At 50.0% G+C, this 24,042-nt stretch carries 19 protein-coding genes; 9 read left to right on the forward strand and 10 right to left on the reverse strand.

The features are described 5' to 3' along the window. The 6 genes from EZV72_RS16080 to rplU form a co-directional block, all read right to left on the reverse strand. On the reverse strand, positions 1 to 2,253 hold the full coding sequence (locus EZV72_RS16080; protein WP_137168183.1) for a polysaccharide lyase 6 family protein: 2,253 nt from the start codon (positions 2,251 to 2,253) through the stop codon (positions 1 to 3). Between the two features lie 169 nt (positions 2,254 to 2,422). Beyond that, a complete protein-coding gene (locus EZV72_RS16085) occupies positions 2,423 to 3,301 on the reverse strand; it encodes an NAD(P)-dependent oxidoreductase (protein WP_137168184.1) in 879 nt (292 codons plus the stop codon). A 579-nt stretch (positions 3,302 to 3,880) separates the two neighbouring features. Continuing rightward, positions 3,881 to 4,384, reverse strand: coding sequence for a type 3 dihydrofolate reductase (gene folA, locus EZV72_RS16090; RefSeq protein WP_232364446.1), 504 nt, complete (start codon positions 4,382 to 4,384; stop codon positions 3,881 to 3,883). 19 nt (positions 4,385 to 4,403) lie between these two features. Beyond that, positions 4,404 to 5,564 carry an Obg family GTPase CgtA gene (gene cgtA, locus EZV72_RS16095; RefSeq protein ID WP_137168185.1) on the reverse strand — a complete coding sequence of 387 codons (1,161 nt, stop codon included), beginning with the start codon at positions 5,562 to 5,564 and terminating at the stop codon, positions 4,404 to 4,406. 275 nt (positions 5,565 to 5,839) lie between these two features. After that, positions 5,840 to 6,097, reverse strand: coding sequence for a 50S ribosomal protein L27 (rpmA, locus tag EZV72_RS16100; protein WP_137168186.1), 258 nt, complete (start codon positions 6,095 to 6,097; stop codon positions 5,840 to 5,842). Between the two features lie 15 nt (positions 6,098 to 6,112). Beyond that, the gene (gene rplU, locus EZV72_RS16105; RefSeq protein WP_137168187.1) at positions 6,113 to 6,424 is read right to left on the reverse strand and encodes a 50S ribosomal protein L21; all 312 of its coding nucleotides are present in this window, start codon (positions 6,422 to 6,424) and stop codon (positions 6,113 to 6,115) included. Between the two features lie 493 nt (positions 6,425 to 6,917). Here rplU and ispB point away from each other — a divergent pair, with 493 nt between their 5' ends. Then, positions 6,918 to 7,892, forward strand: coding sequence for an octaprenyl diphosphate synthase (ispB, locus tag EZV72_RS16110; protein ID WP_137168188.1), 975 nt, complete (start codon positions 6,918 to 6,920; stop codon positions 7,890 to 7,892). Positions 7,893 to 7,947: 55 nt separating this feature from the next. Here the strand turns inward: ispB and EZV72_RS16115 are convergent, their stop codons facing one another. Both EZV72_RS16115 and pepQ read right to left on the reverse strand, forming a co-directional pair. Continuing rightward, positions 7,948 to 8,658, reverse strand: a complete 711-nt coding sequence (locus EZV72_RS16115; RefSeq protein ID WP_137168189.1) for a ZIP family metal transporter — start codon at positions 8,656 to 8,658, stop codon at positions 7,948 to 7,950. A gap of 27 nt (positions 8,659 to 8,685) precedes the next feature. Continuing rightward, positions 8,686 to 10,002 (reverse strand): Xaa-Pro dipeptidase, encoded by a 1,317-nt coding sequence (pepQ, locus tag EZV72_RS16120; protein WP_137168190.1) that lies wholly within the window; start codon positions 10,000 to 10,002, stop codon positions 8,686 to 8,688. Positions 10,003 to 10,255: 253 nt separating this feature from the next. On the opposite strand from pepQ, the gene EZV72_RS16125 reads away from it, so the two are divergent. Beyond that, a complete protein-coding gene (locus EZV72_RS16125; protein ID WP_137168191.1) occupies positions 10,256 to 11,437 on the forward strand; it encodes an FIST signal transduction protein in 1,182 nt (393 codons plus the stop codon). Then, entirely contained in the window at positions 11,434 to 12,870 is a 1,437-nt protein-coding gene (locus EZV72_RS16130) for a sensor histidine kinase (protein ID WP_137168192.1), read from the forward strand. Before EZV72_RS16125 ends, EZV72_RS16130 begins: the two co-directional genes overlap by 4 nt. On the opposite strand, the gene EZV72_RS16135 is transcribed toward EZV72_RS16130, so the two are convergent. Next, complete coding sequence (locus EZV72_RS16135; protein WP_232364447.1) at positions 12,843 to 14,852, reverse strand: transglycosylase SLT domain-containing protein; 2,010 nt, start codon at positions 14,850 to 14,852, stop codon at positions 12,843 to 12,845. The genes EZV72_RS16130 and EZV72_RS16135 overlap by 28 nt on opposite strands. 415 nt (positions 14,853 to 15,267) lie before the next feature. Here EZV72_RS16135 and fadB point away from each other — a divergent pair, with 415 nt between their 5' ends. The 4 genes from fadB to EZV72_RS16155 all read left to right on the forward strand — a co-directional run bounded on the left by fadB (position 15,268) and on the right by EZV72_RS16155 (position 21,947). Continuing rightward, positions 15,268 to 17,418, forward strand: a complete 2,151-nt coding sequence (gene fadB, locus EZV72_RS16140; RefSeq protein WP_137168193.1) for a fatty acid oxidation complex subunit alpha FadB — start codon at positions 15,268 to 15,270, stop codon at positions 17,416 to 17,418. Between the two features lie 17 nt (positions 17,419 to 17,435). Beyond that, positions 17,436 to 18,599: an acetyl-CoA C-acyltransferase FadA gene (gene fadA, locus EZV72_RS16145; protein ID WP_137168194.1), complete on the forward strand. Its 1,164-nt coding sequence runs from the start codon at positions 17,436 to 17,438 to the stop codon at positions 18,597 to 18,599. Positions 18,600 to 21,185: 2,586 nt separating this feature from the next. Beyond that, complete coding sequence (locus tag EZV72_RS16150; protein WP_137168195.1) at positions 21,186 to 21,464, forward strand: hypothetical protein; 279 nt, start codon at positions 21,186 to 21,188, stop codon at positions 21,462 to 21,464. A gap of 54 nt (positions 21,465 to 21,518) precedes the next feature. Then, the gene (locus EZV72_RS16155) at positions 21,519 to 21,947 is read left to right on the forward strand and encodes a hypothetical protein (protein ID WP_137168196.1); all 429 of its coding nucleotides are present in this window, start codon (positions 21,519 to 21,521) and stop codon (positions 21,945 to 21,947) included. On the opposite strand, the gene EZV72_RS16160 is transcribed toward EZV72_RS16155, so the two are convergent. Continuing rightward, entirely contained in the window at positions 21,944 to 23,062 is a 1,119-nt protein-coding gene (locus EZV72_RS16160; RefSeq protein WP_137168197.1) for a DUF2855 family protein, read from the reverse strand. The genes EZV72_RS16155 and EZV72_RS16160 overlap by 4 nt on opposite strands. A gap of 168 nt (positions 23,063 to 23,230) precedes the next feature. On the opposite strand from EZV72_RS16160, the gene EZV72_RS16165 reads away from it, so the two are divergent. Further along, entirely contained in the window at positions 23,231 to 23,440 is a 210-nt protein-coding gene (locus EZV72_RS16165) for a hypothetical protein (RefSeq protein WP_137168198.1), read from the forward strand. Then, positions 23,437 to 24,018 (forward strand): DJ-1/PfpI family protein, encoded by a 582-nt coding sequence (locus EZV72_RS16170; protein WP_137168199.1) that lies wholly within the window; start codon positions 23,437 to 23,439, stop codon positions 24,016 to 24,018. The genes EZV72_RS16165 and EZV72_RS16170 overlap by 4 nt, the downstream gene beginning before the upstream one ends. The last annotated feature ends 24 nt before the right edge of the window (positions 24,019 to 24,042 follow it).

Below are 24,042 nucleotides of genomic sequence, written 5' to 3' on the forward strand. Positions count from 1 at the left end.
TTATTTTCCTTTGCCTTTTACAATATTGTTATTTTGAATGGTGGCAGTATGGGAGCCGGTTACCCGAAGCTCTTCGACTGCTGGCTCGGGTGTGCGGGCAAATGTGTTCTTCGTAATCCGGGTTTCAGGTTCACCCACGGTATGCTCTACTTTGATTGGCGCACTATCTGTGAAGGTATTCGCGCTGATATCTGCCACCTGTACTCCATGCAAAAAAACAGATGCCTCAGTCTTGTTGCGCGAGCCGGTTCCCACTCCTGTCAGGGTATTTTCTGTTAGCGTAAAGTGAGGCCCGAAAGTACTTTCGTCAGTGCCTCCGCGACGCAGTTTCACCAGCGCGCCATCCACCTGACTGAATGTGTTACCGGTTACCGTGACATATTCTGCGTTGTAAATGCCCAGGTCCTCAATTTCTCTGTTAAGCACGAGGATATCACCGGTAATATCGTTAAATGTGTTGTCGGTCAGAATGATGTTATCTGCAAATGCGCCTTTGCCTGATGTGAATACATCAAACGAATGATTGATATTAATATCCTGAAACACACAGTTAAGTATCTCCAGGCGATAGTTACTCAGCATTCCCCACTTTTTTGTACGCACCACGCTATTGCCTGCTGAGTCAGGACTTTCCACCCCACTGATAGTCAGCCTCTGTAGTTTCAGGCTACCGCCGTCGTGAATTTCAAACAGCGCGGTGCGCTGAAATGACAGCTTAACGGTGTCAGCCGAGTCAGCTTTGATCGTGAGTACTTTATTAACGGTTAACAATTTAGGAATAATGTACTGACCCGCTTTGAGCACCAGTACATCACCGTCGTCGGCTTGCTCAATCGCTTTCACCAGGGCATCAGCACTGGCCTCAATACGGTGAATGCTGCCAGATTCAAATGGAATTTGAGCCGGTTTTTTGGGATACCAGCTAACCCCGGTTTCTGCTTTGCCCAGTTTGGTCAGTGACTGGCTTGCTCCTGCTTCCACCTTGTCTACAGGTTGCATCAGCCCGCTCGTATTACGTTGCAGTTTCACCTTTTGCTGGGTAAAACCCTGTTTCATTGTCTTATCTACCGGCTTATTGATGACGTTACCGGAAAAAGCAATGCCGCTGATATCGTCAAAAACCGTAAAGGGTTGTTGCTGGTCATTAATTATTAAATTGTTGCGCATCACACTGTTTACAGGCACTGCAGTACGTTCTGCATCACTACCCGCTGCCAGATGAATGTTATCCACATTTATCAGTGTGTTGTTTTCAATCAGCGCATTGTCTACCTGATGATATCGGTTGATGGGTGAGTCAGGTACACCATTCATAACCGTTAATCCGCTACCAAAACGATACCCGGTTAACCCCTCAAGATAATTATTTCTGATCACCTGGTTTTTATTGATAACCCGGATACCGCCGGTATGCTCCACGCCATTGCCCAGAAAAATATTGTTTTCAATCAGATTACCGTTGCCATGGCGCAACGTGAGTGTGCCCTGCGCTTCAAAAAATACATTATTACGCAATATGTTGTTGCCCGACTTCACAGAGATAATCTCTACTTCGCCGTTTGTTTTCTCAAAGTAATTAGACTCCACCAGAGTGTGTGAGTCTGTGAGTGAATAGTGACTAGTTCCAATGCGTAGTGTTTCAGCGCCATTGGATCCAAAGGTGGGGCGGTAGCCAAAATAATTGTGGTCGATACGGTGGTGGTTTTGCTGACTCTGCTTGCTGTCCAGACGAACCGCCACGGTGACTCCACGGTTTTGTTTTCCTGTCAGGTGATTGTGGTCGAAACGATTATGCTGACCATACAGCGCAACCCAGTAATCCGACTCCTGCTTATCGGGATTGTTGTAGCTGTCAATGACAGTTTCGGTAACACGGGAGTGAAAAGCCAGTTTGTCTTTAGCGGTACGAAAGGAAATGACCGCACTGCTGGGAGTATATCCGTTGGTAAACACCAGTCCTGATACTATCAGGTGCTCGCCGCTCAGGCTCAGGTTTGACTTCCCGATTAACCGGACTTGTCCTTTTTCTTCGGCGGTTAACGTAATCGGCCGGTCTGCGGTTCCCTGTCCTTTAAACTGAATTTCAAAATCGCTCCAGTCACCGTTTTTTAAAATAACAGTATCACCAGGCTTTAACTTACCGGCAATATCCAGATACGCTCGCTGGCTATCCACCCGGTACTCTGTGGCATGAATCGGCATACTTAAACATGCAATGCAAAGCACACAGATCGTCATTAGGTATTGGCGCATAAATCACTCTTTTCAGGCAATGAAAGTGACATGCAGAAAGCAATGAGTTGTTGTTATTTTGCTTTCTGCCACCGCATCACTTTTCCCTCTGCTTGTAGGGCACACAGGCTTGGGAAAACTCAGACTGACCGCCGGTTACATCATTGAACCACGGTCAGTCGCGTTAAACTTACTTGTTCAGTTTGACAAAGTAGTCGAAAATCTCCGGTACGTTACCTTCGCCCATACCAGCATCGAATGCTGCTTGCAGGTTGGCAGAAGAGCCCTGAGCAATCTTAGACTCAGTACCAAGATCACTGACCATTTGCAGAAAGTACCCCAGGTCTTTATTGGCATTTGCAATGGAGAAACCTAAGTCACTGACACCATCAACCGCATAGTTTTTGCAAAACTGCATAAACGGAGAGCTGGATGGACCGGTAGACATAATCTCGAACAGTTGCTGGCGATCAACACCGGCTTTTTCAGCTACGGCAAACGCCTGTGACATAGCACACACCGTGGTCATCCCCATAAAGTTGTTAATAAGCTTGGTAGTGTGACCAGCGCCAAGTGCGCCCAGATAAAATACATTTTCGCCCTGCTCATCCAGCACCGGTTTCACGCGCTCAAAGGTTGCTTTGTCGCCTGAGGCCATGATGTTCAGTTTGCCGTCTTTGGCGTGAGCAGGCGTACGCCCCAACGGTGCATCGATCATTCCCACGCCTTTGGCAGCCAGGTCCTGACCAATCTTTCGAGTAGATGCTGGTATTGAGGTACCAAAATCAATCACCACTGCGCCTTCTTTGAGTCCGGCTATCACGCCATCTTCTGCATACAGCACTTTCTCAACGATAGTGGATGTTGTCAGGCACAACATAATAATGTCTGCCGCCTCCGCCAGGGCTTTACCTGTTTCTGCGGCCTTTGCACCGCGTTCAGTACAAGCAGCAACCGCTTCTTGATTCAGATCCATTACAATCAGGTCGTAACCTTTATTTTGCAGATTTTCGACCATGTTTCCGCCCATAAGGCCCAGGCCTATAAATCCGATAGTAGGTTTTGACATTATCCTCTCCTAAAAGTAGCAAGGCGGTGCATCATATACACCCTAACCTGTCTGACATGCTGAAGTTCAGCCTGAAAGCACTATCAGTAAACTACTGAGACAGCCTTTCAGAACATAATCTGGTAAAACCGATCTGTCTTACAGAATGATAAAAATGACCAATCGGAATGGAGATTAAATTATAGACATAATACCAATCTGTCAACCAAAACACATGACAAATTATACTTACCATTCACTTATCATTTACACGGTAACGTACACCCTCGATGGCGTAGATATTTTATAACTTCATTATCAATAGCTTACAGTAGTGGCGAGCGGGTACAGTGACTGTAATGCAAATAATTTGTTGAGCGTCTGAGAGAGTCTCGCCACTTGAATATTGAACAGTACCGAATATTGGTAACAATAATTGGTAAAATCAATGATAAGAAAAGAGAGAGTAGTGTATTCCGCAAATCAGGAGATGAATTAGCGGTAGCTATTACGGTTTGAAAGCAATAGACGAAAAATTGTGTCCACAAAAAAGCCCACCAGTCGGTGGGCTTTTGCATAGGTTAACCAGCTAGCGGGTCGTCAGTCAGCTTTTTGCAACGTAACAAAGCTGTAGCCGTACTGATTTTTCTCGTCGGCTTCATGAGCATGGCGACTGACTTCCTGCCAGTGACCACTGGCTTCATAATCAGGAAAATAAGTGTCACCGCTGACCTGTGCATCAATAAACGTAAGATACAGGGTATCGGCCTGCGACAGCATCGCCTCATACACCTTGCCGCCACCAATGATCATCAGCTCGTCAGCACCATTGGCCATCGCTTCAGCAACCGCAATGGCAGTGTCCAGCGAGTCGACCACTGTCGCATCAGGCAGAAAATAATCTCGCTGACCGGTGACCACAATGTTGAGGCGACCCGGTAACGCTTTACCAATAGACTCATAAGTTTTACGGCCCATCACAACAGGTTTACCCAGCGTGGTTTGCTTAAAGTGCCGTAAGTCTGCGGGCAAATGCCAGGGCATACTGTTGTCTGCCCCAATCACCCGGTTGTTTGCCATCGCGGCAATCATACCTATTTTCATAACCACCTTAGTTTCGGACTTATCTGCGGTACTCTACTTCAACGTCGTAGTCGTCATCGTCCCAGTCGTCGTCATCCAGATCGTCATCCGCTTCTTCCATTGCCTTATCATGGTAAGTATTCCACTTAAAGCCAATCTCTTCATCCTGCTTCACTTCCTGTTCTTCAGGTGGTGGCAGAGACTCAATAAAGCTCATGATATCGGAGCACAGTGCATCGGTATTCAGCTTCTGGAAGGCGGACATCTGATAGACAGGGCCTTCCCATTCCAGCTTGGCAACAATCTCTTTGATCAGCTCGTCGGCTTCTTCTTCGAGCAACAAATCCACTTTGTTAAAAACCAACCAACGTGGCTTCTCGGCCAGTTTAGGACTGTATTTTTCCAGCTCTGCTGAGATCTTTTTCGCATTTTCAGCCGGATCGCTCTGATCCATCGGCAGCAGATCCACCACATGCAGTAGTACGCGACAACGCTCAAGATGCTTCAAAAACTGGATGCCCAGGCCGGCGCCTTCCGCGGCCCCTTCAATCAGACCCGGGATATCGGCAATCACAAAGCTGCGCTGAGAGTCCTGTCGAACAACGCCCAGGTTTGGTACCAGCGTGGTAAAGGGATAATCAGCCACTTTAGGTTTGGCTGCGGACACCGAACGGATGAAGGTCGATTTACCAGCATTAGGCATGCCCAGCAAGCCAACATCGGCCAGCAGCATCAGCTCCAGCTTCAGGCTACGGATCTCACCGGGTGTACCATTGGTCTTCTGGCGCGGCGCCCGGTTTACACTGCTTTTAAAGCGGGCATTGCCCAAACCGTGAAAGCCACCCTGGGCCACTTTCATTTTCTGGCCATGGCGGGTCAGATCGCCAAGCACTTCAGCAGTATCTACATCGGTTGCCCGGGTACCCACTGGCACCTTGATGGTCAGGTCGGCACCGGCGCGGCCAGTACAATCACTGCCCTGACCGTTTTTACCACGCTCAGCACGGTGAAAACGTTCAAACCGATAATCAATCAGGGTATTAAGGTTTTCGTCAGCTTCCAGATATACACTGCCGCCATCTCCACCGTCGCCGCCATCCGGGCCACCCCGTGGAACATATTTTTCACGTCGAAAGCCAATTACGCCGTTGCCGCCATCCCCGGCTTCAACACGAATTTCAGCTTCATCAACAAATTTCATTTCTTACTCCGGCATTCAACTGTTTGCACCGTGACGGGCAATGACAGCGTCCGTCAATATAGAGAAGCTAAGTTTACACTAATACCAGTCTGCATAGTAGTACACGCACCAGCGCGCCCTTGTTGTGCAGCAGGAATGGCAATCATCAGCATCACGGAATTTCCCTAAATGTCTGAGGTTTAGGGTTAATACAGCGAAAAGTTATTTATTACAAAAACAAAAAACCCCGCTTGCGCGGGGTTTTTTCATGCCTTGAAAGGCGTATTCGTGCGCGCTTATTCAGCAACGATGTTCACGAATTTACGGTTCTTAGGACCTTTTACGTCGAATTGGACCTTACCGTCTTTTAGTGCGAACAACGTGTGATCTTTACCGATACCGATGCCGTTACCAGCGTGGAAACGAGTACCACGTTGTCTAACAATGATGTTACCAGCAAGAACAGATTCGCCACCGAAACGTTTAACACCTAAGCGTTTACTTTCGGAGTCGCGACCGTTTTTAGTACTACCACCAGCCTTTTTGTGTGCCATGTGTTCGTGCTCCTATTAAGCGTTGATACCAGTGATTTTCACTTCTGTGAACCACTGACGATGACCCGCCTGACGACGAGAATGTTTACGACGACGGAACTTGACGATTGTTACTTTCTCGCCACGGCCGTGCTGTACAACTTCAGCAGTAATCTTACTACCTGCAACTAAAGGGGTACCGATCTTAACATCGTCACCATTGCTAACCATCAATACGTTATCGAATTCAACAGTCTCGCCTGGCGCGACTTCGATCTTCTCTAGACGAACGGTCTGGCCTTCAGCCACACGGTGCTGTTTACCGCCACTTTGGAAAACCGCGTACATATTCTACTCCGCTCTGCGTCTCTTTTAGACGCTTCAATTCAAAAAACAGGGCGCGAATTGTACGTGAAACATCCGCAAATCACAACCCCGAATTGCATAAAAAGTGACTCTTTTTTGCCGGGAGCGGGATCGCTTCACTAATCCGCTGGTTCAGGTTCACAAAAATACCATAAATGCCAACAAAGTGAACAAATATCTCCCTGAAAATTGGCAAATTTGGGGGACTTAGCCCCCTTCCTTTGCCCTGTCGCGATCCCATCAGATCGCAGGATCGCAACTCACGATCCCGGTACAAATCTTGTACAAACAGGGATCCCGGCGGCATCCGCCTCACCGGTGCGCAAAAACATCAATCTGTCTAATAAAGCATCGGTGTGAAAATAATTTACATGCTGACTGACAGCTTTTTGAGATAATCAGGTGGCAGTCGCGGGTGATTCCGGTACAATCGGCTGCAAACCCATTGTACCCTGTTTTATTTTTGCTGATGCATATGGACTTAGAGCAAATCCAAGAGCTTACCGCCGATGATATGCTGGCGGTAAATAAACTCATACAACAACAAGTCGACTCAGAAGTCAGTCTTATTAATCAGCTTGGTTTTTACATTGTAAACAGCGGCGGCAAACGCCTGCGCCCGCTGCTCAGTGTTCTGGCCTCTCGCGCGATGCAGATTGACAACAACGACCACCATACTCTGGCGGCAATCATTGAATTTATTCATACCGCCACGTTACTGCATGACGATGTGGTCGATGAGTCTACGCTGCGTCGTGGCCGGGAAACCGCCAATGCCATTTTTGGTAACCAGGCCAGCGTGCTGGTCGGCGATTTTCTGTATACCCGCTCTTTTCAGATGATGGTTAGCCTTAAGCGTATGCGCGTGATGGAAATTCTGTCTGAGGCTACCAATCAAATTGCTGAAGGTGAAGTGTTGCAGTTGATGAACTGCAACGACCCGGATACCAGCGAAGCACGTTATTTTGATGTGATTTATGGTAAAACCGCTCGCCTGTTTGAAGCGGCGACTCAGCTGGCTGCGGTGTTAACCGATAAAGATGCGGCACTGGAAACCGCCATGCAGGACTACGGTAAACATTTAGGCACGGCTTTTCAGCTGGCAGACGACATTCTTGACTATGCGGCTGATGCCGACGAGATGGGCAAGAATGTGGGTGACGACCTGGCCGAAGGTAAACCAACCCTGCCCTTGTTATACGCCATGTGGCATGCCCAGAGCGAACAGGACAGTACGCTGATTAAAGATGCGATTGAAAAAGCCAACGGCTTACCGCAGCTGGAACGTATTCAGGCGATCATGAGGCAAACCGGTGCGTTGGAATACACCCGTCAGTGTGCCAATAAAGAAGTGGATATGGCCATTAACAGTCTCTCGATTGTGCCTGACTCACCGTACAAAGATGCCTTGATTGCGCTGGCTCAGATGTCTGTAGAACGCACAAAGTAAGCGTAGTGGTTAATGAAAAAGCCGGTGCATGACAAAACGTCACGCACCGGCTTTTTTAGTTCAGCATATAACCTGTCATGCCTATCAAAAATCCCAGCACAGCCCCCAGCGGAGGCAGCCAGCTGTTATCCATTCGCACATTGGGCGCAATGTCCTGAAACACAGAATAAAGAATGCCGCCAGCGGCAAACAGCATAATGCCGCCAATCACAACCGGATAAGCCGCCAGCACAAAGTAACCAATGAGCGCCATCGCCGGCCCCAGCAGTGCCAGCAGCGCAAATCGGACGATCAGATAACGCGGCCTGGCTGCCCCGGCTTGCTGCATTTCCCTGTACGCATTAAATCCTTCAGGCAAATTTTGCACCCCAATCAGTATACCAATGAGCAATGTATTGCCTGACATGGCCGCCGCTGTGCCCAGAGCCAGCGATTCGGGAATGAAGTCAGCCAACATTGCTGCCAGCTGACTGGCCGGGGTGTGATGTGCTGCCAGGTAGCGATCCAACGCCATAAAACTCAATGCACCGGCCAGAAAGCAAGCTGCTCCGCTAGCAGCAGTGTGATGCGCTGTACCCTCAGGAACCAACACCAGCGCTACCGCTGAGATAAGCGCACCGGCTCCCAGCGCCATAACACCATGACGCAGTTCTTCTTCCAGCCAGCGCGGCTGTATATGATCATTTTTTGCCAGCAACGCGCCAGCTGGCATTGCCAGCCCGGCAAGCAAAGCAATGAGCAGTACATTGATTAAAGGTAAATCCATTCAGTGCCCTCCCTGGCACGTCAGACCTTACAGTCCCAGTTCCCGGGTCATATTTTCGTTGCGGTCACGGTGCACGATAATATTATCTTCAATGCGAATACCGCCATAAGGGCGATACAAATCCACCTTGTCCCAGTTGATATATCTGGACGCCTGCGTTGATTTCAGGTCAGCCAGTAAGCTGTCAATAAAATACAGGCCCGGTTCAATGGTAAACACCTGACGCGGTTCCACCATGCGGGTACAGCGCAAAAACGGATGATCTTCAGGTGGTGGTTTAGGCGTGCCTCTGTCATCATTAATCAGCCCGCCTACATCATGCACCTGCAGGCCAAGAAAGTGCCCAATACCATGCGGGAAAAAGGTCCGGGTGATCCCCTGCTCAACAATGTCCTGCGCAGGCAGGTTAACCAGACCCACATCATGCAGAATTTGCGCAATACCATCATGAGCCAGCACATGAACATCGGTGTAGCTAACATTCGGTTTCAGGGTTTCGCCCAGTGTCTGGGTCACCTTGTCAACCCGGGCGATAAGATCGGCAAAGCGGTCATCCTCGCGGCTGTAGGTGCGGGTGATATCAGCAGCATAACCATGATAGTTAGCCCCTGCATCAATCAAAAAAGAGCGGTTATGAGCCGGCGCTGTCGTGTCGCACTGCATGTAATGAAGAATGGACGCATGTTCGTTAAGCGCCACAATACTGGTGTACGGCACATCGTTGTCGCCCTGTCGGGCAGCCGCAGCGTACGCCAGATTGATATCAAACTCACTTTTACCGGCATGAAACGCCTCGGCCGCAGCGCGGTGTCCGGCTACCGCCAGCTTATTTGCCTCACGCATGCACGCCAGCTCATAATCGGTTTTGTAAGCACGCTGATAGTGCAGGTAATGCAACACCCGATCAGGGTTAACATTATCAAACCCCAATGCTTTTGCCACTTCAATGTATTCACCGATATAGCCAAACCGGACTTTGTCGTACGGCAGGTGTTTTTCCACCGCATCAGCTTGCTGCAGCAGAACAATATCAAATTCTTCGGCCCAGAAGTCAGCCGGTGCCGGAGGCACTTTATGCCAGAAATCGACCGGCCGGTAGAAGATCAGTTTAGGTTTATCTACTCCGTTAACCACCAACCAGCAGTTGGGGTTATCCACCACCGGTAGCCATGCCTTGAACTGTGGATTTACCTTAAACGGGTAGTGGTTATCATCAAGAAAGATCCGCTTACCCTGCCCTGAATGGATCACCAGCCCATCGAGCCCTTCACGCTGCAGCGCTTCCCGGGTTCGTGTCTGGAGCGTTTCGATGTGCGCTTTATAGTGAGTGTGCACTGTTGTCATAAATCCTCTTTTCTTTATCAGGGCTGGAAAACTACTGAATTTTCTACTTACGTAGTCAGAATTTGTAAAGCTCAACCAGCCTGTGTAAACAGTATCAAAGGCTTCTGGCTGACATTTTCAGGCGTTGAATAACAGCACTGATGTCAAAAAAACCTGAGTTTGTTATAGCTTAACACGCATCCTTGACTATATTTACTCCAAAGGGTGGCATCTACACACCCGATAAGCAGAAATACTAAGTCAGAGGTAATATATGCAGATTCAGACGGCCTGGGCGTCAGGCTCCGCCACTGAAAGTCTTGTTAGTCAGATCGCCCAACAACTAGCCTGCAAGAGCACGCCTTCTGCGCTGTTTGTCTTTTTTAATGTTAATCACCCTGCTGTGGCCTTACGTAACGCCCTGAAATCTCACTTCAATTGTCCGTTTATGCTGGCATCGTCCTGCCAGGGTGCATTCGGTAACGGATACGGCGAAGCTGACGCCAAGGCCGATATTGTGGTCATGGCGCTGTTTGATGAGGATGGGCATATTGGTATTGGCCACAGCCCTGTGGATGAGCAGGCAGTGGAACAGTCTGCTCGTCAGGCCACCTTAAACGCCCTGACAGCCAGCGACGTTCCTTATGAAAGCCCCGCATTAATCTGGTGTGCCATGCCTCCGGGTAATGAAGAAAGCCTGCTTAAAGGTATCGCGGCTGTCGTCGGCCCGCACATTCCGGTGTTTGGTGGCAGTGTGGCCGATAACTCGGTGTCGGGTGGCTGGTATTGCGGTGATAGCGACGACGGGGGCGCTAATACCATCACAGTAGCGGTCATGTACCCCAGCGGTACACTGGGGATGAGCTACAGCTCTGGCTATCACCCCACCGAGCACAGTTGCGTTGTGACCGAAGTGGCTAACCGCACGCTACTGCGGCTTGATGGTGACAGTGCTGCTGAGGTGTACAATCATCTTAGTGGTAATATTATCGAACCGTTTTTACAGGGCGGTGCTATTTTGTCATGCACCACACTGGCTCCGCTGGGCCGTGCGATTCCCTCACCAACAGGGACCTGCGAGTACCTGCTGAGTCATCCAGACAGTGTGACCTGTGAAGGCGGGCTTTCTCTGTTTTCCAGGGTCGGCATTAATACCGAACTGGTCATTATGCAGGGCAGTATCGACAGTCTGGTGCAGCGGGCAGAAAAAGTGATCAGTAATGCCATCAGCCTGTTGCCTGAAAACAGCACGCCGGCAGGCGTGTTACTGGTGTACTGCGCCGGCTGTATGTTTGCAGTGGATGAACAGATTCATCAGATGCAGAAACTGGTCAGTGCGCAATTTCCGCAGCTACCAGTGTGCGGCATGTACACCTTCGGGGAACAGGGGCGCTTTTTGGATGGCACCAACCGGCATGGCAATCTGATGATCTCAGCAGTGGCGTTTACCCAATGAAGGAACGTTACGAAAACCTGCTGGAGAACCTGAATCTGGTTTACCGCCTGAAAGAACAGGCGGAAGCAGCCCAGCATCAGTCTGAGCTTATGCTGCGGGGCGTGCGCTCGGTACTGGATGCTGAGTCCGCAGATGACCTGTACCGGCGTATGTTTCGTAACTTTCATAATCTTATCCCCTATGATATTTGCCTGATTCTGGAACAATCAGAGCCGGGCTATTTGCTATGTACCAGCGCCACCCTGGAACCGGTGGTGGGAGAACGCTGGCAAATTGGCGAAATGCTTAAAAAAGTCATTAATGGCGACACATTAGCGATGTTTAATGCCAGTGTGCATCCGGACTGGGCGTCCGTGCCACTGCCGGCCTCAGCCAATCTGAAAAGTATGCTGTTCAGCCCTTTCATCATCAAGGATGAACTGGCGGTGATTGTGTTTGCCCACACCGAGCTGGGGTTCTATACCCAGGAGCATGTACAAATCGCAAGACGCTACCGTGAATTCACCGAACAAACCTTGCTGAGCGTGAGTGCCCGATTGCTGGCGCTGGAATCTGAACAGCTGAAGCGGGATAAGGCCCGGGTCGAACAGTCTCTTATTGCATCAGAAAAGATGGCTTCTGTGGGCCTACTGGCTGCCGGTGTGGCCCATGAAATCAATAATCCGGTGGGCTTTGTCAGTTCCAATATTGAGTATCTGAAGCAGTCGCTACCGACCCTGAACGAATTTACCAGACACCTCAATGCCTTATTCAGGGCATCAGACGATGCCAGCAGGCTCAGCGCATTACATCAGTGCCAACAGTGGTACCGGGAACACGATGTAGACCAGTTACTGACTGATATCAGTGATATCTGCACTGAATCCGATGAAGGTTTACAGCGGGTGGCGGACATCACCACCAGCTTAAAAAGCTTTACCCGCACTGATCCCAAAGATAATGAAGCTTTTTGCGTTAATAAAACCATTACCGATACATTGCCTCTGGTGCGATCAGAGCTCAAGCACCATGTGGACATCTTACAGAATCTGACTGAGGTGCCGGTGGTACTGGGAAGCCCTCGAAAACTGGGGCAGGTGCTGATTAACTTACTGGTCAATGCAGGCCAGGCTATTGCCAGTCACGGGGCTATCACTATTACTACCGGGACTGAATGCGATGATGCCGGCCTGACGTGGATCACCATTTCGGTGGCTGATACCGGAAGCGGAATCAGCCCCAAAGTGCTGGACAATATCTTTCAGCCCTTTTTCACTACCAAGCCGGTCGGTTTGGGCACTGGTCTGGGGCTGTACATATCGCTAACTATTATGAAGACCATGGGCGGCGACATTAAAGTGACCAGCGTGGTAAATAAGGGCACCACATTCACCCTCTACCTGCCAGATGAAGACACCCGTCAGGCTCAGTCAGGCGCCAGCTGCAGTGACTGACCCTGGTCACTGATCCGCTGTGATGAGGGAATAGCACTGTCCGCCAGCTGCTGAAACAACTCGCTGGGGCCGCTGAGCTGATGCTCATAAATATATCGATATGCCATCACCGCCTTCACATAGTGCCGGGTTTCCTTATACGGAATATTTTCAATCCATACATCGGTAGGCTGGTCTGCATCTTCAGGCAGCCACTGCAAGACCTTACGCCAGCCCGCGTTATATGAGGCTGAAATCAGAACCGGATTGTCGCCCAGTTTATTGGCCAGATAACGCAGGTACTGCACGCCAAACTGCAGATTTTGTTCAGGCTCAAATAAGATGTCACGACTCAGTTTTTTCTGTGCCAGATAGCGGGCTGTGCCAGGCATCAGCTGCATTAGTCCGGCAGCACCGGCGGGCGATATCGCATCAGAACGAAATGTACTTTCTCGCCGGGCGATTGCCATGGCAAAAGCCGGTTTTACATTATAGGTTTCCCCCATCACAGAAAACTCACTGGCGTAAGCCAGCGGAAAGCGTTTTTCCACATCATCCATAAACCCGCTGCGGGCAAAACTCATGATGGATTGATCGTACCATCCCCACTGATTTGCCAGCAGTGCAGCATCCTTAATTTTGGCAGTATCAATATGGTTGATCAGATAATACCATTCACGACGGGCTTCAAAATTTCGCCCCATCTGCAAAAACTCAAAAGCCCGGCGCGCTGCCGGATGAGTAGCCACCTCATCCATCAGAGGCTGACTGAGCGGGGTTGGGGTATGTGCCAGATTTGGCGTCTTTCCAACTTTAGCACTAGCCATAAAGCCATAATAATGCCGCTGGCCGGCCAGCTGAGTATACAGCTCGTGGGCCTGTTTATGGTGGCCCAGCGCTTCCAGTGCCCGGGCCCGCCAGTAAATAAAATTGTCCTGCTGTTGTTGTTTTTCACTGGCCTGACTTATCAGGGTCAGCACCGGTTGCCATTGTTGATGGCGTAACAACAGCGCCAGATGCCAGCGTTTCACATCAGGCGCAGCATCGGGTACATCTGCCATCTGTAACCATTGCCGGGCATCAGGGGCATCATCGATGGCTTTGCTTAAAGCTATCGCACGCATCATGCTGACGGTATCACGCCGGGAAAATATCTTTTTGGGTTGCCAGTGCTGATAAGCCCGGGCTGCTTTGTCTGCATCACTCCAGGCCAAGCGCTCCAGCCCATAGCCCAGAATCGTACTTTCGTAAGTGTGCTTACGCAGCGGAAACTTACTGAAGTTCAGCACATAGGCAGGATCATTGCGCACCGACATCCATAAATCAGCCAGGTAGCGGGACGCGGGTGGCAGCTTGCTTTTCAGATACGGGACCAGCCGCGGATTACCTTTACTGGCAGCACGCTCGATCCGCCCCAGAATCATGTCCTCAGTCATCATGCCGGCTTTTTCCCACTGCCGGAAAATAGGGTCACACTCATCTGGTTGGGACTGTCCGCTTAACCAGATTGGCGCGACCTTTTCCAGCCAGTACTTTGGATTAGCAGCCTGTTCAAGCTGGTAACTGAGATACTGGCATGTCAGGGTTGCCCCCATGCCTTCACGGTAATTGGCCAGAAATGCAGATTTAGCATTCTTATCAGCCAGATACCGTAACCAGGCGCCACGCAGGCCATAGCTGACCGGCTGGCCGGCATAAGCAGATAAAAACTGTTCAATATCAGCGCGGTGAGCCAGATTCAGGTGACGATAAAGAATCTGACGCTCCAGATAGGGATATAAGGGGTAGTCCTGCAGCGCAGACAGGGCGCCATCTAACCCGGACAGTTTTCTGTCAGAGGTTTTGCGAATCTTTTTTTCGAGCGCTTCAAACGCATTCCGGATGTCTTGCTTGCCATCATCGGGTAAAACCTGAGCACCCACCGCCAGACTAAGCCAGCTGCTCACCAGAAGCGTTGTCCAGCCCAGAGTTCTGAACATCCATAAAACAGGGCGTTTATGCATTACTGCCATCCTAAAATTACTCATCACACCGGCCTGCAGCGTGCCGTCCTGCCGCTGTTAAAAACAGACTCGGTGTTATGAGTAAGTATAGACAAAGAAAATAGTCCGGCTGCCGACTTCCCGGTTATTTTTATGATGGTTTTTCATAAGCATAAAACTGGCCGGGTAAGCCTTTTCAAACAGCAGGTTGCTTACTGAATTATACTAGTCAGCCACATGATTTCGACCTTGAATTTGGCATTTACTGACACCATCTGTAAAAGAAATTAAAACGCTCGTTTGAATTTTTGTTGAATTTTGTCGCAGATTTGTCAAAAATCAACTCACCCTAACGCGTTAATGTAAGACAGTGGATTAATTTTCGGGTTCAACTGAAACATCATTCGCAACCCGGCCATTGCCGAAGGAGAAGAAAATGATATACGAAGGCAACAGTCTGGCGGTTACCCTGCTCGACGACGGTTTTGCTGAACTGGTATTTGATGCAAAAGGTTCAGTTAACAAGTTCGACCGCCAAACAGTAAAAGAACTGGACGAAGCCACCGCTGCGCTGAGCAGTCGCTCAGATGTTAAAGGACTATTAGTTCGTAGTGGCAAGCCTGTATTTATTGTCGGTGCTGATATCACAGAATTTACTGAGCTGTTCAGTGCACCAGAAGAACAGGTTCTGAGCTGGGTTGCAGAAACCTCTCAGGTATTCGACCGGTTTGAAGATCTGCCTTTCCCAACTATTGCTGCGGTAAACGGCTTTGCCCTGGGGGGCGGCTGTGAAATGGCGCTGGCTTGTGACATGCGGGTGGCTGACACTTCTGCTTCGTTAGGTTTACCGGAAGTGAAACTGGGTATCATGCCAGGTTTTGGCGGTACAGTCCGTCTGCCGCGCCTGATTGGGTCTGACAATGCGCTGGAGTGGATGACCACCGGCCGCGATCGAAAAGCAGACAAAGCGCTGAACGAAGGCGCGGTTGATGCGGTTGTCGCACCAGAAAAACTGCGCGATGCCGCACTGAGCATGCTGGCCGATGCCGCTGCTGAAAAATTTAACTGGCAGAGCCGCCGGGCGCAGAAAAAAGCGCCATTACAGCTAAGTAAAAATGAAGCAATGATGAGCTTCTCAACCGCTCAGGCAATGGTCGCCGCCCAGGCGGGTAAACATTATCCGGCTCCCCATCTGATGGTGGAAACCGTTAAGAAAGCAGCAAGTCTGGATCGTGCCGGTGCACTGAAGCTGGAAAACGAAGGTTTTGTAAAGCTGGCTAAAACCGATGCTGCGAAAGCACAGGTCGGTATTTTCCTGGCTGACCAGATGGTAAAAGGCAAAGGTAAGAAACAGGCAAAATCTTCTGCCAAGCAAATTAAACAAACCGCTGTGCTGGGCGCAGGTATTATGGGCGGCGGTATCGCTTACCAAAGTGCTGTAAAAGGTATGCCGGTGGTGATGAAAGACATCAACCAGGGTGCGCTTGATTTAGGCTTAAACGAAGCGGCAAAAATTCTGGGTAAAGGCATGCAGCGTGGCAAGATTGACGCGAGCAAAATGGCCAAAACCCTTAATGCCATTACGCCAACTCTGGAATACAGTGGCATCAAAGATGCGGACCTGGTAATTGAAGCGGTGGTTGAAAATCCAAAAGTCAAAGCAGCCGTGTTAAAAGAAACAGAACAAGCTGTTGCTGACGACGCCATCATTTGCTCGAACACGTCCACTATCTCCATTGACCAACTGGCCGAAAGTCTGGATAAACCGGAGCGTTTCTGTGGTATGCACTTTTTCAACCCGGTCCACAGAATGCCATTGGTTGAGATCATCCGGGGTAAGGCCACCACAGATGAAACCGTGAATGCAGTCGTGGCGGCCACTCTGGCGATGGGCAAAACACCGATTGTGGTTAACGATTGCCCGGGCTTCCTGGTTAACCGTGTACTGTTCCCGTACTTTGCCGGTTTCTCTAAACTGGTTCTTGATGGTGCAGATTTTGTGGCCGTGGACAAGGTTATGGAAAAAGACTTTGGCTGGCCTATGGGTCCTGCATATCTGCTGGATGTGGTTGGTATGGACACAGCTAATCATGCATCCAGTGTGATGGAAGCCGGTTTCCCTGAGCGTATGGCGAAACTGACCAACGATCCGGTGACCCTGATGTATAACGATGAGCGTTATGGTCAGAAAAACGGCAAAGGCTTCTACGAGTACGGTACCGATAAGCGTGGCAAACCTACCAAGCAAGCGGCGGATCGTGCCTATGAACTGATTAAAGCAGAAGTGGGTGACACCACATCGTTTGATAAAGAAGAAATCATCGCTCGCCTGATGATTCCAATGGCAAATGAAACTATTCGTTGTCTGGAAGAAGGCATCATCGGAAGTGCAGAAGAAGCGGATATGGCGCTGCTATATGGCATTGGCTTCCCTCCGTTCCGCGGCGGTGTGTTCCGTTATATTGAAACCATGGGGCTGGACAAGTTTGTTGAACTTGCCGACAAGTACGCTGATTTAGGTCCGTTATACCAGGTGACTGAAAATACGCGCAAGATGGCCGCTGAAGGCCAATCCTACTTCGCTTAACCCCAAGGAGAAATTTTATGAAAGATGTCGTAGTTATCGATTGTATTCGTACCCCCATGGGTCGCTCCAAGGGTGGTATTTTCAGAAATGTACGGGCAGAAACCTTATCTGCTCATCTTATGAGCAAGCTGCTAGAGCGCAATCCGGGCGTTAATCCGGCTGAGATTGAAGATATTATCTGGGGTTGTGTACAACAGACCAAAGAACAAGGCTTCAACATTGCCCGTAACGCCCAGTTACTGACCAAAATTCCGCGCAGCACAGGCGCGGTCACAGTTAACCGCTTATGTGGCTCGTCCATGCAGGCACTGCATGATGCATCTAAGAGCATCATGACAGGCAACGGTGATGTATTCATGATTGGCGGTGTAGAGCATATGGGCCACGTGCCAATGAACTACAACCTGGATTTCCACCCTGGGCTGGCAAAATACACGGCCAAAGCCTCTGGCAACATGGGAATGACGGCTGAATTGCTGGGCCGCCAAAACGGTATCACCCGTGAAATGCAGGATGCCTTTGGCGCCCGTTCTCACCAGCGTGCTGCCAAGGCGCATGAAGAAGGCCGCTGGGCTAATGAGATTGCACCTATCGAAGCCCATGACGCTGACGGCGTGCTGCGTATGATTGACTATGATGAAGTGATTCGTCCGGAAACCACGGTTGAAACACTCGGTGGTCTGCGTCCGGTTTTTGATCCAGTTAATGGTTCAGTTACCGCCGGCACTTCATCGGCCATCTCTGACGGTGCTTCTGCCATGTTACTGATGTCTGCTGATCGGGCCAAAGAACTGGGTCTTAAGCCGCGCGCTAAGATTCGTTCAATGGCAGTGGCTGGCTGTGACGCCGCCATTATGGGCTTTGGCCCTGTACCGGCTACGCAGAAAGCACTTAAACGTGCTGGCATGACTATGGATGACATTGAACTGGCTGAGTTTAACGAAGCGTTCGCTGCACAGGCGTTATCGTGTATTAAACAGCTGGGCTGGCTGGATACTTATGATGAAAAGGTCAACCTGAACGGTGGTGCCATTGCACTGGGTCACCCGCTGGGCTGCTCAGGTTCACGTATCAGCACCACCCTGCTTAACCTGATGGAAGCCAACGATAAGTCTGTTGGTCTGGCCACCATGTGTATTGGTTTAGGCCAGGGTATTGCTACCGTATTTGAACGAGTATAAACACCTGATTTTCGGCAGGTAGATTAAAAAGGGCCCTCGGGCCCTTTTTTATTATTTCATCTGTCGTCCCTGCACTAACAGCCCCCTAAGTACCCGTCGTCACTGCGCAAGTAGGAATCTCCTATTTTCCGTCTTCCCTGCGAAAGCAGGGATCTCCTTAACAGTCTGACTAATGCAAAAAGCCACTGAAAAAGGTTAGTCATGCTCCAAGGAGATCCCGGATATCGCTGCGCGATTCCGGGACGACGGAGTATTGCTGCATGCCCTTGGAACGACGACGCTTTCCGTCATCCCCGTGTAAACGGGGATCTCCTCAACAGTCTGGCTACACCAAAACAACCACTGGGTATGGGTAGTCATGTTCCAAGGAGATCCCGGATATCGCTGCGCGATTCCGGGACGACGGTGGGTGTATAAGCCGCATCGCCAATCATTGATCCAGGTTTAAGTGAGCACGAATACATCTTTTCTTCAATCGACCATCAAGGCCTGATGCTCAGACCGTGCTGACTGACACAGAAAAGTGCTGCTCTTCATCCCCTTAAGCTCAAGTGAGATGAATGAACAGATAAGCAATATCAAATCTCATCACGGATGATGAGATAAGGACAACAGGGACAGGGATGTCCCTTTTGGCCTGGTTGGTATTGCCTGTTCAGGCAACTCACTGTTTTGAGCGCCAGGGGAAGCGCGGGAGTCCAGAGGGGAATCGCCATTCCCCTCTGGTTGCTGCCGGTCAACACCGGCAAAAGGTGATACTTCTGGTAAATCAGAACCCCTTAACAAGGGCCGTCACGTTCCCAAGAAGATCCCGGATATCGCTGCGCGATTCCGGGACGACGGAGTATTGCTGCATGCCCCCGGGACGACAACGCTTTCCGTCATCCCCGTGTAAACGGGGATCTCCTGAACAGTCTGGCTATACCAAAACAACCACTGAACAAGGTTAGTCATGTTCCAAGGAGGTCCCGGATATCGCTGCGCGATTCCGGGACGACGGTGGACGTATAGCCAATCCCCCACTCATTGCTCCAGGTTTAAGTGCATCCGAATACATCATTTCTTCAATCAACCATCAAAACCTGATGCTTACACCGTGCTGACTGACACAGAAAAGTGCTGCTCTTCATCCCCTTTAGCTCAAGTGAGATGAATGAACAGATAAGCAATATCAAATCTCATCACGGATGATGAGATAAGGACAACAGGGACAGGGATGTCCCTTTTGGCCTGGTTGGTATTGCCTGTTCAGGCAACTCACTGTTTTGAGCGCCAGGGGAAGCGCGGGAGTCCAGAGGGGAATCGCCATTCCCCTCTGGTTGCTACCGGTCAACACCGGCAAAAGGTGATACTTCTGGTAAATCAGAACCCCTTAACAAGGGCCGTCACGTTCCCAAGAAGATCCCGGATATCGCTGCGCGATTCCGGGACGACGGTAGGTCGTGTAAGCCAATACCGCCCTCCTGCACTAGCAGAAATCTCAAAATACCGGTCATCCCTGCGAAAGCAGGGATCTCGTCAACAGGCAGGCTGAGGCAAAACAACTACTGAACAAGGTTAGCCATGTTCCTAAGGAGATCCCGGATATCGCTGCGCGATTCCGGGACGACGGTGGACGTATAGCCAATCCCCCACTCATTGCTCCAGGTTTAAGTGAATCCGAATACATTATTTCTTCAATCAACCATCAAAACCTGATGCTTACACCGTGCTGACTAACAAAGAAAAGTGCCGCTCTTCATCCCCTTTAGCTCAAGTGAGATGAATGAACAGATAAGCAATATCAAATCTCATCACGGATGATGAGATAAGGACAACAGGGACAGGGATGTCCCTTTTGGCCTGGTTGGTATTGCCTGTTCAGGCAACTCACTGTTTTGAGCGCCAGGGGAAGCGCGGGAGCCCAGAGGGGAATCGCCATTCCCCTCTGGTTGCTGCCGGTCAACACCAGCAAAAGGTGATACTTCTGGTAAATCAGAACCCCTTAACAAGGGCCGTCACGTTCCCAAGGAGATCCCGGATATCGCTACGCGATTCCGGGACGACGGTGGACGTATAGCTAATCCCCCACTCATTGCTCCAGGTTTAAGTGAATCCGAATACATCATTTCTTCAATCAACCATCAAGGCCTGATGCTTACACCGTGTTAACTAACAATGAAAAGTACCGCTTTTTATCCCCTTAAGCTCAAGTGAGTTGAATGAACAGATAAGCAATACCAAATCTCATCACGGATGATGAGATAAGGACAACAGGGACAGGGATGTCCCTTTTGGCCTGATTGGTATTGCCTGTTCAGGCAACTCGCTGTTTTGAGCGCCAGGGGAAGCGCGGGAGTCCAGAGGGGAATCGCCATTCCCCTCTGGTTGCTGCCGGTCAACACCGGCAAAAGGTGGTACTTCTGGTAAATCTGACCCCCTTTAACAAGGGCCGTCATTATCCTAAGGAGTTCTCAGGGTTGCACTGCGTGCCCCAACGTCAACGGCAACAGAAAAGATAAGCAGCTATAGACGCACAAAGCAGATTTGCTGGCTATTTTACCACCACCCTGCTACTTTGGGCCTTAATAAAAGTGGAGCAGTGACATGAAAATACTGACAGGGATAGTGATGCTTGTGGCAGGTTTGCAGGGCTGTACTATTGTCGGCTCAGTACTTGACAGCAAGCTTGGTATTGAGCGTAGTCGGGCGCAATCTGCCACTTTATCAGATGCGGGTGGCTACCTCGACTCTGCGTTGTTCAAAGAGCTGCAGGAGGAGTCATCCGGCGGATGCTCAACACTAAGTGGAACCGAGCAAACAGCGTGTTATCAGCAAGCCAGTACGCTAAGCGACAAAATAAAAAAGCACCGGCAGCAGCGCTGATACTCCCACTGCAAGACCACTGAAAAGATTTAACTAACTCAACTGTGTAGCATAATGAAAATAGCGTTTTTTTTGCTTCTCTTAACCCTGACCGGATGCGCCTCGTTACCTGCGATGCAGCCTCACTCCAACACCTCTCAACTGGTGTCTGCAGTCAAACAAGCCCCGCGTGGGGTTCCCGGCGAATTTACCTTACAGATTAAAGCCTCCACGCTGCGCCGGGATACTGTCTATCTGACTACCGATGCAAATCTGCACAGCCCCACTGCTATCACTCTTGTGGTAGCACCGGACGTCGCCACTGAGCTCACCCAACAGTTTGGTATGCCGCCGCAACAGTATCTGCTGGAAAAGTCTGTTCAGGTCCGTGGGGTAGCCAAGCGGCGCAAGGTCGCCATGGTAGAAAACGGGCAGCCAACCAATAAATATTATCAGCAAACCCAGATCCGAATTGCCACCCTACAACAGCTCACCGTGCTTTAAACGGTGAGCGTCAGCAAATTAATCTGCCGGTTATTCAGGGTATTAGTTAAACCTTGCTGATACAGTGCCACTGCCGCATCCAACCCGTTATAGTGAACTACATCTATCTGGGGCTGTATGTGTTTGATAAAGCTGTTCCAGGCTTGCGCGTATTGTAGGTTAAACTGCTCCCGGCCCCATTCTTCCATGCGCTTTTTAACCTGATGCGGGGCAAAAAACAGCTGGCCTTTGAGCTTACCATCCGGTTTGTTTTGTTGTGATTTTACATCAGTTGCGCCGATAAACAGCGTCTGCTGTAGTGCATCGCCAAGGTCATTCTGCAAATCAAGTAATAAGCGCTTGTTGCCGGCAAAATCCAGTATCCAGGTGCTTGTGCGCTCCAGGCAAGCCAGTTCGTCATACACCACAACCTTGTCGTAACAGCCCAGCGACTCTGTAAATGCTTTATTTGCCTGACTGGTCAGGCCGATAACCTGATAATCGCTGTGACGGCTGGCTTGATGCTGCTTTAGCAGAAATGCACAACCATAGGCGGTTTTGCTTGAAGCACTGGTCAGTACCACCTGCGACATCCGGCCTTCATCACCTACAAAATCATCAAGGACAAACGAAGTCATGAAAAGGGGGCGGTAATTTGCCAGCCAGGCTTCCATACCATCAACATGCGCCGGGTCGGTTTTGCACCGCAGATACTGATCGTAAACCGGTGAATTGCTCTGGCGCTGTGGATGGGCATCCATAAAACCAAATGTATTGGGTTTGTCGACCACGGCCGTCAGGTAACCGGCCATCGGGTAGTACCCGTAAAAACGCTCGCCTACCTGAACTTGCTCACAGTTTGACGCGACCACGCTGGCAAATCCCCACATCGGCACAATTCCCCACTGCTCATCCGCCGGGAAAAAGCCCCAGTATCCCATTTTCTGGCCCGTCAGGGCATAGCTGATGTTGTTAGCAGAAAAGCCCACCTGCTCCACCTGCAACACCACTTCATTTTCACTGAGTGTATTGAGTGATAACGGTTTTTCTTCAATTTTTGTCTGTGTGATATCCGCCTGATTAATCCATACCTGCCGGTTAATACGCTGGCTGTCTGACGATGCTGCTCTGGACATTGTGACCTCCTGACTAAGATAATGTCGGTCAAATAATGTCCAGACCACAGCGGCCCTGACCAATCATTCTTTTGAATAGCTGGCGATAAATGCGATCACTGGTTACTTTTTGATTAGTGGCAGTATTTATCTTACAGTAGAATTTTCATACGGATGGTGAGAGAAAATATGAATCTGCTTCAGTTACTCGGTTTACTGGTCGGCGTGTCAGTACTGCTGCCAATGTCGTTAATTGGCTTTTCTTCCCGGGTCAGCGGCTGGGCCAAAGCCGGCTGGGTTATGGTAACCATGCTGCTTTCATGGCTGGGTTTTGCCCTGTTTTTACTGATGACCGGCTACCGTCAGGCCAGCCATGACGATCACAAGCACTCATCATGAATATTGGTATTTATATTTACCCTGAGGCCGAGGTTCTGGACTTTGCCGGCCCGTTTGAAGTGTTCAGTACAGCCCGGCGGCTGGCCTGCCCTGACTGGCAGGTGTATCTGATAGCCCAACAGCTGATGTCGGTATCTGCCAGAGGCAATTTTCCGGTTGTACCTCATTTTGATATTCACTCTCATCCGGCACTTGATGTACTGATTGTGGCGGGTGGCGTACACACCGATGAAATGTATAACCCTGAGGTGCTGGCCTGGCTGAAAGCGCAAAACAATCAGGTGCCGTTAATGGCAGCGGTATGTACCGGCGTATTTATTCTGGCCAGCGCCGGCCTGCTGACCAACCAGCAGGTCACCACCCACTGGCAGGATACTGCTGAACTGGCCAGTTTATTTCCGGCCCTGCAGGTTAAACAGCATGTTCGCTGGATCACCGATGGTAAGGTTACTACCTCGGGAGGCATCTCGGCCGGTATTGATATGAGCCTGCAGCTGGTTTCTCATCTTACCAGTATTGAAACAGCACGACAGATCGCCCGACAGATGGAATACCAGTGGGTTGAGCAGGCTGATTAGCGCAATCACCATGAGCCTGTCTTA

This window comes from Salinimonas lutimaris (assembly GCF_005222225.1).
Taxonomy (GTDB): Bacteria; Pseudomonadota; Gammaproteobacteria; order Enterobacterales; family Alteromonadaceae; genus Alteromonas; species Alteromonas lutimaris.

Coding starts and splice junctions, on each gene's coding strand:
- EZV72_RS16080 (WP_137168183.1), bottom strand. CDS start 2,253: ATGCGCCAATACCTAATGACGATCTGTGTGCTTTGCATTGCATGTTTA.
- EZV72_RS16085 (WP_137168184.1), bottom strand. CDS start 3,301: ATGTCAAAACCTACTATCGGATTTATAGGCCTGGGCCTTATGGGCGGA.
- folA (WP_232364446.1), bottom strand. CDS start 4,384: ATGAAAATAGGTATGATTGCCGCGATGGCAAACAACCGGGTGATTGGG.
- cgtA (WP_137168185.1), bottom strand. CDS start 5,564: ATGAAATTTGTTGATGAAGCTGAAATTCGTGTTGAAGCCGGGGATGGC.
- rpmA (WP_137168186.1), bottom strand. CDS start 6,097: ATGGCACACAAAAAGGCTGGTGGTAGTACTAAAAACGGTCGCGACTCC.
- rplU (WP_137168187.1), bottom strand. CDS start 6,424: ATGTACGCGGTTTTCCAAAGTGGCGGTAAACAGCACCGTGTGGCTGAA.
- ispB (WP_137168188.1), top strand. CDS start 6,918: ATGGACTTAGAGCAAATCCAAGAGCTTACCGCCGATGATATGCTGGCG.
- EZV72_RS16115 (WP_137168189.1), bottom strand. CDS start 8,658: ATGGATTTACCTTTAATCAATGTACTGCTCATTGCTTTGCTTGCCGGG.
- pepQ (WP_137168190.1), bottom strand. CDS start 10,002: ATGACAACAGTGCACACTCACTATAAAGCGCACATCGAAACGCTCCAG.
- EZV72_RS16125 (WP_137168191.1), top strand. CDS start 10,256: ATGCAGATTCAGACGGCCTGGGCGTCAGGCTCCGCCACTGAAAGTCTT.
- EZV72_RS16130 (WP_137168192.1), top strand. CDS start 11,434: ATGAAGGAACGTTACGAAAACCTGCTGGAGAACCTGAATCTGGTTTAC.
- EZV72_RS16135 (WP_232364447.1), bottom strand. CDS start 14,852: ATGCATAAACGCCCTGTTTTATGGATGTTCAGAACTCTGGGCTGGACA.
- fadB (WP_137168193.1), top strand. CDS start 15,268: ATGATATACGAAGGCAACAGTCTGGCGGTTACCCTGCTCGACGACGGT.
- fadA (WP_137168194.1), top strand. CDS start 17,436: ATGAAAGATGTCGTAGTTATCGATTGTATTCGTACCCCCATGGGTCGC.
- EZV72_RS16150 (WP_137168195.1), top strand. CDS start 21,186: ATGAAAATACTGACAGGGATAGTGATGCTTGTGGCAGGTTTGCAGGGC.
- EZV72_RS16155 (WP_137168196.1), top strand. CDS start 21,519: ATGAAAATAGCGTTTTTTTTGCTTCTCTTAACCCTGACCGGATGCGCC.
- EZV72_RS16160 (WP_137168197.1), bottom strand. CDS start 23,062: ATGTCCAGAGCAGCATCGTCAGACAGCCAGCGTATTAACCGGCAGGTA.
- EZV72_RS16165 (WP_137168198.1), top strand. CDS start 23,231: ATGAATCTGCTTCAGTTACTCGGTTTACTGGTCGGCGTGTCAGTACTG.
- EZV72_RS16170 (WP_137168199.1), top strand. CDS start 23,437: ATGAATATTGGTATTTATATTTACCCTGAGGCCGAGGTTCTGGACTTT.